At 68.7% G+C, this 10,278-nt stretch carries 10 protein-coding genes; 3 read left to right on the top strand and 7 right to left on the bottom strand.

The annotated features are described in order from the left end of the window. Positions 1–362: DNA translocase FtsK (locus tag MFF30_RS20745; RefSeq protein ID WP_283205925.1), on the top strand; the 362-nt coding region annotated here is incomplete at its 5' end. Positions 363–407: 45 nt separating this feature from the next. On the opposite strand, the gene MFF30_RS20740 is transcribed toward MFF30_RS20745, so the two are convergent. Then, on the bottom strand, positions 408–1,448 hold the full coding sequence (locus MFF30_RS20740) for an aldose epimerase family protein (RefSeq protein ID WP_238281789.1): 1,041 nt from the start codon (positions 1,446–1,448) through the stop codon (positions 408–410). 28 nt (positions 1,449–1,476) lie between these two features. After that, the gene (locus tag MFF30_RS20735; protein ID WP_238281786.1) at positions 1,477–3,285 is read right to left on the bottom strand and encodes an ABC transporter ATP-binding protein; all 1,809 of its coding nucleotides are present in this window, start codon (positions 3,283–3,285) and stop codon (positions 1,477–1,479) included. 154 nt (positions 3,286–3,439) lie between these two features. On the opposite strand from MFF30_RS20735, the gene MFF30_RS20730 reads away from it, so the two are divergent. Next, entirely contained in the window at positions 3,440–4,360 is a 921-nt protein-coding gene (locus MFF30_RS20730) for a metal ABC transporter substrate-binding protein (protein WP_238281784.1), read from the top strand. Between the two features lie 4 nt (positions 4,361–4,364). Here MFF30_RS20730 and moaD read toward each other — a convergent pair whose 3' ends face one another. The 4 genes from moaD to MFF30_RS20710 all read right to left on the bottom strand — a co-directional run bounded on the left by moaD (position 4,365) and on the right by MFF30_RS20710 (position 8,168). Next, positions 4,365–4,616, bottom strand: a complete 252-nt coding sequence (gene moaD / locus MFF30_RS20725; protein WP_238281782.1) for a molybdopterin converting factor subunit 1 — start codon at positions 4,614–4,616, stop codon at positions 4,365–4,367. A 14-nt stretch (positions 4,617–4,630) separates the two neighbouring features. Then, positions 4,631–5,230 carry a CDP-diacylglycerol--glycerol-3-phosphate 3-phosphatidyltransferase gene (gene pgsA / locus MFF30_RS20720; RefSeq protein WP_238281780.1) on the bottom strand — a complete coding sequence of 200 codons (600 nt, stop codon included), beginning with the start codon at positions 5,228–5,230 and terminating at the stop codon, positions 4,631–4,633. A 58-nt stretch (positions 5,231–5,288) separates the two neighbouring features. Further along, positions 5,289–7,367, bottom strand: a complete 2,079-nt coding sequence (gene uvrC / locus MFF30_RS20715) for an excinuclease ABC subunit UvrC (RefSeq protein ID WP_238281778.1) — start codon at positions 7,365–7,367, stop codon at positions 5,289–5,291. Between the two features lie 66 nt (positions 7,368–7,433). Beyond that, positions 7,434–8,168, bottom strand: a complete 735-nt coding sequence (locus tag MFF30_RS20710) for a protein phosphatase CheZ (protein WP_238281776.1) — start codon at positions 8,166–8,168, stop codon at positions 7,434–7,436. A gap of 247 nt (positions 8,169–8,415) precedes the next feature. Between MFF30_RS20710 and MFF30_RS20705 the strand changes: the two genes are divergently transcribed. Further along, positions 8,416–9,240: a L,D-transpeptidase gene (locus MFF30_RS20705; RefSeq protein WP_238281791.1), complete on the top strand. Its 825-nt coding sequence runs from the start codon at positions 8,416–8,418 to the stop codon at positions 9,238–9,240. A 57-nt stretch (positions 9,241–9,297) separates the two neighbouring features. Here the strand turns inward: MFF30_RS20705 and MFF30_RS20700 are convergent, their stop codons facing one another. Further along, positions 9,298–10,026, bottom strand: a complete 729-nt coding sequence (locus MFF30_RS20700) for a DUF2076 domain-containing protein (protein WP_238281774.1) — start codon at positions 10,024–10,026, stop codon at positions 9,298–9,300. Positions 10,027–10,278 lie beyond the last annotated feature (252 nt).

Here is a 10,278-nt window from a genome sequence, read left to right as displayed (position 1 = left end):
ATGCGGAAGTCGAGAGCGTAGTCGCCCACCTCAAGCGCCAGGGCCGGCCCTCCTACCTCGAGGCCGTCACGGCCGACGAGGACGGTGCGTCGGGGTCTAAGGGCGATGAGATCGAGGTCGACGGCGCGGTCTTCGACCAGGGCAGCTTCGGCGAGGCCGGTGGAGACCTCTACGATCAGGCGGTGCAGGTGGTGCTGCGGGACAAGAAGGCGTCCACCTCCTACATCCAGCGCCGCCTGCAGATCGGCTACAACCGCGCCGCGTCGCTGATGGAGCGGATGGAGGTCGAGGGCATCGTCGGCCCGGCCAATCACGCCGGCAAGCGCGAGATCCTGATCGAGGCGGACCCGCACCAGGGGTAGAGACGCTTCCCGGCGGCGTCGATGGGGAGGCTTATGCGGCGCGCCTCATGGATCGACGGTGAAGCGATAGGTCGTGCTAGCGCGGAACGTCTCATCCGGCCGCAATACGGTGCTGGGGAAATTTGGGTGGTTCGGCGCATCCGGAAACCCCTGCGCCTCGAAGCAGACGCCGTCGCCCGCCCGGTAGAGGCCTCCGCCCGTGCCCGTCACCGTCCCGTCGAGCATGTTGGCGGTGTAGAGCTGAAGCCCGGGCTGGGTGGTCGCCACGCAGAGGCGACGCCCGCTCGACGGATCGACCGCCTCCGCCACCGTCCGCAGGGTACCGTCGCCCCCGACGACGTAGGTGTGATCGTATCCGTGCGCCAAGGCGAGTTGCGGGTGCGCCTCCCGGATGCGCGCACCGAGAGGCGTCGGCTTGCGGAAGTCGAACGGCGTTTCGGAGACGGAAAGAATCGTACCGGTCGGGATCTGCTCGGCGTCCGTCTCGAGGATGGAGTCGGCCGCGATGGAAACGCTGTGGCCGAGGACACTACCCGCGCCCTCGCCCGCGAGGTTGAAATAGCTGTGGTTGGTCAGGTTGAGAATCGTCGCCCGGTCCGTGGTGGCGGTGTAATCGACGGCGAGGGTATCATCCGCGTGCAGGCTGTAGGTGACCGTCACGTCGAGGTTGCCTGGAAAATCCTGCTCGCCGTCGGGTGATCGGTAGGCCAGGGTGAGGCGGTGCGCCTCGGCGCGCTCCACCCGCCAGACCCGCCGGTCGAACCCTTCCGGGCCACCATGCATTGTGTTGCGCCCTTCGTTCACCGGCAGCCGATGATTCCGGCCGTCGAGGCTGAAGCGGCCCTCCGCGATGCGGTTGGCGAAGCGCCCGATGAGGGCTCCGAAATGGGCGTCGCTCGCCTCGTATCCGGCGAGATCCCGCGCGCCGAGGACGATGTTCGCGCGGCGGCCGTCCCGGCCTGGAACCTCGATGCGCCGGACGATCCCGCCGTAATCGAGAATCTGCACCCGCACGGCGCCCCGCGCCAGGGTGTGGACTGTGACGGCCTCGCCCGCCCTGGTCCGACCGAACGGCTCTGCCTGCATGGAATCACCCCGGCTCAACGGCGACGGCTCAACGCGCGAGCCCGGCCTCCGGCGCCGGAACCGGATGGTCCGCATCCTCGAAATCCCCGGAGCGCTGCATCCGGTGGAGCCGCGCATAGGCCTCGCCGGAGGCGAGCAGGGCATCGTGGGTTCCGCTCTCGACGATCCGGCCGGCCTCCATGACGACGATGCGGTCGGCGTTGCGGACGGTGGAGAGTCGGTGCGCGATCACCAGCGTCGTGCGCCCCGCCATCAGGCGCAGGAGGGCCGACTGGACGAGGCGTTCGGACTCGGAATCGAGGGCGCTCGTTGCCTCGTCGAGGAGGAGGATCGGCGCGTCCTTGAGAAAGGCGCGGGCGAGCGAGATGCGCTGGCGCTCGCCCCCCGACAGGCGCCCACCCGAAGGGCCGACGGCGAAATCGTAGCCTTCCGGCAGGCGGCTGATGAAGCCGTGCGCCGCCGCCGCTTCGGCCGCAGCCTCGATCTCCGCGCGGCTGGCGCCCGGACGCCCGAAGCCGATATTCGCCGCGATCGTATCGTCGAACAGAACGATGTCCTGTGAGACCACCGCCACAGCGGCCCTGAGGGAGCCGAGGGTGACGGACCGAATGTCCTGACCGTCGATACTGACCGCGCCTTCGGTGACGTCGTAGAGGCGCGGCACGAGGTTGAGCAGGGAAGATTTCCCCGACCCGGAGCGGCCGACCAGCGCGACCGTCGCCCCGGCCGGGACGGTCAGGTCGATGCCCTCGAGCGCCGGCGCATCGGCGCGGTAGCGGAACCGGACGTCCGTGAAGCGGATCTCGCCGCCCGCCATCCGGAGGGGGCGTGCGTCGGCGGGTTCGCGGATCTGGGGCGCCTCGTCCATCAGGGCGAAGTAGCGCTGCAAGGCGGCGCCGGCCTCCTGCAGGATGGCGTTGAGGGATCCGAGGGTGCGGATCGGTTGCGACGCGAGGAGGAGTGCCGTGACGTAGCCGGTGAAGTCGCCCACCGTCCGGTCGCCCGAGGTCACCCGCTGGCCGACGAGGGCCAGCACCGCCGCCACCGCGAAGCCGCCGCCGATCTCGAGGAGCGGGTCGAGGCGCCCGCGCGCGTTGGCGGCCTTCATCTTCAGGCGGCGCACCTCCTCGAAGGCGCCCTCGGCCCGGCCCTTCAGGTAGCCTTCGAGGGCGTAGGTCTTGGCGATGCGCGCGCCCTGCAGGCTCTCGGTGATGAGGCTGGCCGTTAGCCCCATGCGCTCCTGCGTGCTGGTCGAGACCCGACGCAGCTTCTTGCCGACCCGGCCGATCGGGCCTGCCACGAAGGGCACCACCACGCCGGCCACGAGGGTGAGGACCGGGTCCATCCACAGAAGCGCGGCCACCAGGGCGATCAGCATCGCGATGTCGCGCAGGAGCACCGTGGAGATGCGGGTCAGGGCCTCCTTGATGAAGGCGAAATCCGTGGTGAAGCGCTGCGTGAACGCCGCCGGGCTCTCGCGGCCGAGCTGCGCGAGATCGGAGTCGATGAGGTGCCCGTAGAGGGCGGCCTGCATGTCGGCCTCGACGCGGGTGACGACCCGGTTGGTCAGCACCGTCTGGCCGAACAGCGCGAAGCCGCGGATCGACGTGATGGCGATGACGATGATCGGCGCGTAGGCGAGGGCCGCCAGGTCCTTCTTGTCGAAGGCGTCGAAGGCGAGCTTGATCAACGTCGGATAGAGGCCCGTGGCCGCCCCCACGATAGCGATGAGCACGAGCACCACCGCCAGCGTCGCCCGGTGGGGGCGGAGCCAGATCCTCCAGACCCGCGCCAGGAGGGGCAGGATGTCGGTCTTGGGAAGCGCCCGTCGCGCCATGCTGATCCGCTCTTTCCGTCTGCGTGAGGCCGTGCGCCGCGATGCTGCGGGGTGTTTGCGTCCCTGCTCGCGGCAGATCAAGCGAAAGCCGAATGGCTTGGAAATGTGATAATGTTACAGTATTGGCTGGCGGACCCGTCACAAGGATCCGTCGATGTCGTCCTGGCGCCCATTCCCGCGCATCCTGCTCCTCGCCCTTCTGGTCCTCGGTTGCGGCGGACGGGCCCTCGCAGACGCGCCCAAGCTGAAAGCCGTGGCGACGTTCTCGATCCTCGGGGACCTCGTGGCGCAGGTCGGCGGCGACCGGGTCGCCGTCACCACCCTGGTCCAGCCGAACGCCGATGCGCACGGCTACACCCCGGCGCCGAGCGATGCCCGCACCCTCGCGGAGGCGCGGATCGTCGTCGTGAACGGACTGGGGCTCGAGGGCTGGATCGATCGCCTGATCAAAGCCTCGGGCACCCGTGCCCCGGTCGTCGTCGCCTCGGCCGGCATCAAGCCGATCGAGGCCAGCGACGACGACCACGGCCATGGCCATGCGCACCACGACGATCCCCATGCCTGGCAGAACGTCGCCAACGTCAAGCGCTACGTCACCAACATCCGGGACGCCCTGGTGCGGGTCGATCCGGAGCACGCGGGCACCTATGCGGACAACGCGAAGACCTATCTCGCCACCCTCGACGATCTCGACGCGGAGGTGCGCGCGGCGATCGCCGCCATCCCGAGCGCCCAGCGCCGGGTGATCACCACGCACGATGCCTTCGGCTACTTCACGGCGGCCTATGGCCTGAGCTTCATCGCCCCCCAGGGTGTCTCGACGGACAGCGAGGCGAGCCCACGCGACGTCGCCCGGATCATCCGCCAGATCCGCCAGGAGAAGGTCCCGGCCGTGTTCCTCGAGAACATCGCCGATCCGCGCCTGATGCAGCAGATCGCCCGCGAGAGTGGGGCCGCCATCGGCGGCAAGGTGTTCTCGGACGCCCTGTCGGGGCCGGATGGACCGGCTGCGAACTACGTGATGATGATGCGCAACAACGTCTCGGCCTTCACCGCGGCTCTGCGGAAGCCGTGATGCCTCAGCCGCCGGTCATCGGTGGGAAGAAGGCAATCTCGGAAGCGCCCGCGATGGGCGCATCCGGCTTGGCGTGGACGCGGTCGATGGCGGCCCGCACGAGGCCGTTGATTTCGAAGGCGTACGCATATTCCTCGCCGCGTTCCCGCAGCCACGCCACCAGATCCGCCACCGTGACAAGGCCGGCGGGCAGGTCGATTGTTTCCTCGGCCTTGCCGACACGCTCGCGCACCCAGGCGAAATAGACGAGCTTCATGGAAATGCTGCCCTTCAGCGCGGATCGTCGATGACGTGCTTGATGCCCGCCCGCATGTAGTCCCAACCGGTGTAGAGCGTCAGGGCGGCGGCGAGCCACAGCAGCACCGCGCCGGTCCAGACGGTGCCGGGCAGGATGGACTCGCCGGCCGGACCCGCCACGAGGAAGCCGATGGCGACGAGCTGGACCGTGGTCTTCCACTTGGCGACCTTGCTCACAGGCACACCGACCTTCAATTCGGCCAGGTATTCCCGCAGGCCCGAGACCAGGATCTCCCGGCACAGGATCACGATGGCGGCCCACAGCGTCCAGCCATGGATGGTGTTGTCGGCTGCCAGCATCAGCAGGCAGGCGGCCACCAGAAGCTTGTCGGCGATCGGATCGAGCATGCGTCCGAGCGCCGAACTCTGGTCGTAGGTCCGCGCCACGTAGCCGTCGAGATAGTCCGTGATGGCCGCCAGGATGTAGACGCCCAGCGCCCCGAAGCGCGCCCCGGGCTCGGTCGGCCAATACAGCAGGGCGACCACCACCGGGACCGCCACGAGGCGCCCGTAGGTCAGGCAGTTCGCCAACGTCCAGGCGGGCGAGCGGCGTCGGGTGAGGACGGGATTCATCGAAGGCGTGAAACCATGAGCGGGGGTGGGGGTCAACCGCGCGGACGAGGTGTCGTCCTCAGGTCTGCGTATGGAAGAAGTCATAGACGGCTCGGGCGGTGGCGGCATTCACACCCGGCGTCTTCGCCAGATCCTCGAAGGCGGCGCGCTGGATCGCCTTCACGGTTCCGAAATGGTGAAGCAGGGCGCGCTTCCGGCTCGGGCCGATGCCGGCGATCTCGTCCAGCGGATTCTTCACCATCTCGCGCTTGCGCTTGGCGCGGTGCGTGCCGATGGCGAAGCGGTGGGCCTCGTCGCGCAGGCGCTGGACGAAGTAGAGCGTCGGGTCGCGGGGCGGCAGCTTGAAGGGTGGGCGACCGGGGACGAAGAAGGTCTCGCGGCCTGCGTCGCGGTCGCGCCCCTTGGCGATTCCCACCAGGGAGACGTCGGTGACGCCGATCTCCTCCAGGGCGGTCCGTGCCGCATCGAGCTGGCCCTTGCCGCCGTCGATGAGCACGAGGTCGGGCCAGGGCGGCAGGGTGTCGCTCTCCGGGGCCGCCTCGATCGCGGGCTCCGGCACGCCGCCCTCGCTCGCGGCGATCGCGGCCTCCCGCGCGGTGCGCGGGTTCTCCTTGACCAGCCGCTTGAAGCGGCGCTGCAGCACCTCGCGCATCATCCCGTAATCGTCGCCCGGGGTCAGCTCCTCCGACTTGATGTTGAAGGTGCGGTAATGCTGCTTCGCGAAGCCCGTCGGCCCGGCGACGATCATGCCGCCGACGGCGTTCGTGCCCATGATGTGCGAGTTGTCGTAGACCTCGATGCGCCGGGGTGCCGCGGGCAATCCGAACGATTGCCCCAGGGCGGTGAGGAGCTTGCCCTGCGAGGCGGTGTCGGCGAGGCGCCTGCCGAGCGCCTCCTTGGCATTCCGCTGGGCGTACTCGACGAGGTTCTTGCGCTCGCCGCGCTGCGGCTGATGGATGTCGACCCGGTACTCGGTGCGGCTCGAGAGGGCGGCCGCCAGGAGCTCGGCATCCTCGATCGCGTGGCTGACGAGAACGATGCGCGGGGCCGGCTTGTCGTCGTAGAACTGCCCGATGAACGAGGCCAGCACCTCGTCCGGCGTCATGGTGCGATCGGCCTTCGGGAAATAGGCGCGGTTGCCCCAGTTCTGGAAGTTGCGGAAGAAGAACACCTCGATGCAGAACTGGCCGGCCTGTTCGTCGAGGGCGAAGACGTCCGCTTCCTCGACGCCTTGGGTGTTCACCCCTTGCGTCCCCTGGATCGCCGAGAGCGCCGCGATGCGGTCGCGGAAGCGCGCGGCCCGCTCGAACTCCATGGTCTCGGAGGCTGCCTGCATCTCCTCCCGCATGCGGTCCTTCACGGCGTTCGACTTGCCGGCGAGGAAGCTCTTGGCGCTGTCGGCGAGCCCCTGGTAATCGGCCAGATCGATCTCGCCCGTGCAGGGGCCCGAGCAGCGCTTGATCTGGTAGAGCAGGCAGGGCCGAGTGCGGTTCTCGTAATAGCTGTCGGTGCAGGTGCGTAGCAGGAACGCGCGCTGGAGGGCGTTCACGGTTCTGTTCACCGCCCAGACGCTGGCGAAGGGGCCGTAATAGCTCCCCTTGCGGCGCCGGGCGCCGCGATGCTTGACGATCTGCGGCGCTTCCGAGTCGGCCGTGACGAGAATGTAGGGGAACGACTTATCGTCCCGCATCAACACGTTGAAGCGCGGCTTCAACTGCTTGATGAGGTTGGCCTCGAGGAGCAGCGCCTCGGTCTCGGTGGCGGTGGTGACGAACTCCATCGCCGCCGTCTGCGAGATCATGCGGGCAATTCGGTTGGAATGCGCCTGACCGCGCGCATAGGAGCCGACCCGGGCCTTCAGGTTCTTGGCCTTGCCGACGTAGAGCACGTCGCCCTTGTCGTCGAACATCCGGTACACGCCCGGCGAGGTCGGCAGGGTGGTCCAGAACCGCCGGATCACCTCGGTGCCGGCCTTGACGGCGCCCTCCTCGAAATCGAAGTCGATCTCGGGAGCGTCGTCGGCCTGAGCGTGATCCTGCGCCTCCTCGGCGGCGTCCTCCCGGAACCCATCCTGGTCGTCGAAGCCGTCCGGGGGCAGATCTTTCGCGGATCGGTCTTTCGAGGGGGCGCGGCTCATGCCGCTGACTTAAGCCTCGCATCTCGGGGAGGGAAGGGGCGGCCGGATGCCGGCGCCCCGCCCCAATCAGTCGAACAGCGCGTCGATGTCGCCCTGGTCGACGTGGCCGATGTCGTCGGCGAGCCGTGGCCCGTTGAGGAGCGAGGTCTCGTCGTCGATATCCACCTGCGCGGGTCCGACGCCGATCAGATCGCTGAAATTGTCGAGGCCGCCCCAGGCCTCGATCATTCGGTCGAGATGCTCCTCGATGAACTTCAGGACGCCGACGATCTTGTTGATGCGCTGGCCGGTGAGATCCTGGAAGTTGCAGGCCTCGAAGGCGACCACGACGCGATCGAGGATCGCGTCGATGTTCTCGCGTCCCGCCATGCTGGTGCTCATGGCCCGCAGCATGCTGGCGTTGGTCTCGATCTCCTCGATGGCCCCCAGGATGGTACTGGTGGCGCGCTCGGTGGAATCGACGACGGCGTCGAGTTCGCCCGCGACCCGGCGCATGCCCTTGCCGGTGTTCTCGGACCGATAGAGCGTCGCGATCTCCTGCTTGGTGCGCGTGATCGCGTCTTTCATCACGTCGAGCTCGGAGCGCATGGCGAAGGCCTCGTTCAGCTCGCGCCGACAGGCTTCGATGGTCTCGACGGTGCTCGTCTGCGTCGCCTTCCGCAGATCCTGAATCGCCGAGAGAATCTCTTCGAGGCGCTTGTTGCTCAGGTCGACCGCATCGGCGGAGGCGCCCGCCTCGACCCGTCCGGCCGGGGGCGCCAGCCCGAGGCTGTCCTCGATGCGGTAACGTTTCATGGTCATCGGATGCGATCAGCCGGCAGGAGGGAAGCCGGGTGAAGGTGAACCGAACAGATTGCCATTTCTTGAACGTGGCAACGCACCGGCAACCTTTACCGGACGTTCACGCTGGTTTCGCACAGGTGTTCGCCGCAGGTCCCGCAGAGGACGATTCACCACGTTCCTTCACCGTGTGCTCGCCAGCGCGTCCAATCCTGTCCCGGTGTCGCCCCCTCGCGGGGTGGGAACGGTTGGCGGAGCGGTGACGGTGATGCGGTTCAAGGAATGCGTGGCTGCAGTCTGCCTGGTGGCGGGGCTCGCGGCGCAGGGCGCGCAGGCCCAAACGTCGGGTACGGAGCGCGGCGCCTATGGCGGCGGGTTCATCGAGTTCCTGATGAGCGACCAGCGCGGGTCCGTCGCGCCGCGACCCGTGCGCGCCCCGCTCGGCGACGACGGGGTGCTGCCCCGTCATGCCTCGGCCTACGGATATGGCGGACCCGGTAGTCCGCGCCTCCTGAATTCCGGCGAACGCGTCCCCGAGGCGCTAGCCCCCCGCGTGGCCCACGCGCCGGCTCAGGCACCCGTTCGGCTCGCCGCCCTGCCGCCGGACCGCGCGGTCGAGCCCGCCGTCGAAGCGATCACGCGCGCACCCGATGCCCGATACGCCAGGCAGGTGGTGGCCTATGATGGACCGCAGCGGCCCGGAACGATCGTGGTCGATACCCCCGCCAAGTACCTCTACCTGGTGCAGCCCGGTCGCCAGGCGATCCGCTACGGCATTGGCGTCGGCCGGCCCGGTTTCGCCTGGTCGGGCCTGAAGACGATCAGTCAGAAGCGGGAATGGCCGGATTGGACGCCGCCGGAGGAGATGATCCGCCGCAGGCCGGACCTGCCGCGACACATGGCGGGCGGACCCACCAATCCCCTCGGCGCGCGCGCGCTCTATCTCGGCTCGTCGCTCTACCGGATTCACGGGACGAACGAGCCACACACGATCGGACAGAACGTCTCGTCGGGCTGCATCCGCATGATGAACGAGGACGTCATCGACTTGTACGAGCGCACGCCGGTCGGCACACGCGTCGAAGTGCTCTGACGTCCGCGCATTAAAAAAGAGCCGGCACCCCGTTCGAGGTGCCGGCCCGGTTCTGGATCAGACCCAGTCGTCGTCGCCGCCGCCGCCGAGGTCGCCGCCGAAATCGCCGCCGGCATCATCCGCGAAGGACGCGTCCTGGAAGCCGTCGTTGCCGCCGCCGAGAGCCGCGCCGAGATCGTTGTTCCCGCCAAAGCCCGCCGCATCCGCGCCCGACGTACCGCCGAGGCCCGCGGCAGCGGCGCTGCCGAGCTGCGAATGGCCACCCGCGAAGGCATTCGAGAGAGCGCTGCCGAGCAGCATGCCGCCGGCGGCGCCAGCCGCCATCGGCAGGGCGGTCGCCATGAATCCACCGCCACGCGCCGGCGCGGCCTGCTGGCCGGCCCAGGGGCCACCCTGCTGCGGTCCGCCGTAACCAGGCTGCTGCCCGTAACCCGGCTGCGGCTGCCCGTATCCGGGCTGCCCGCCCTGGTTGCCCCAGGCTCCACCCTGCCGCGGCGGCTCGGGCTGGCGGGAGGAACCGCCGCCGAAGATGCTCGACAGGAAGCCGCCGCCGCCCTGGGGCTGCTGCTGCTGGCCGGAGCGGCGCAGCTGCTCGAGCTGCTCGTTCAGGCTCTTGATCGCCTCTTCCTGCACGTAGATGAGCTGCGCCATCGCGTAGGGCGCGTAGGGCTGGGCCCGGATTTTCTCGGCAATGAAGCGCTCGGCTTCCGCGTCGCGGGGCTGGCTCGAAGCCTGCTCCAGGCGCTGGAAAATGCCGCCGATGACGTCGCGTTCTTCGCTGTTCATGGAGTTGTCCTCCTGGGGCAAGCCGGCGGGGTATCGACCCGCTCAGGCGGGTCACAGATGGGGGTGCCGCCGGCCTTTGTCAGGGGTTCAACGCAAACTTTGCCGTCCCGGATGCATCGATCCGCCGAGAATGTGAGCGCCTGCGCGCAGGAACGCCGACGAAACGGGGGCGTCGAAACAAGAAGAGCCCGGCCGCGTGGCGGCCGGGCTCTTTGCTGTTTTCGGCAGGTCCTGCGCGGACCGGGGTCGGCC

This window comes from Methylobacterium goesingense (assembly GCF_022179225.1).
GTDB lineage: Bacteria > Pseudomonadota > Alphaproteobacteria > Rhizobiales > Beijerinckiaceae > Methylobacterium > Methylobacterium goesingense.
This window is presented reverse-complemented; position numbering and strand designations above follow the sequence as displayed.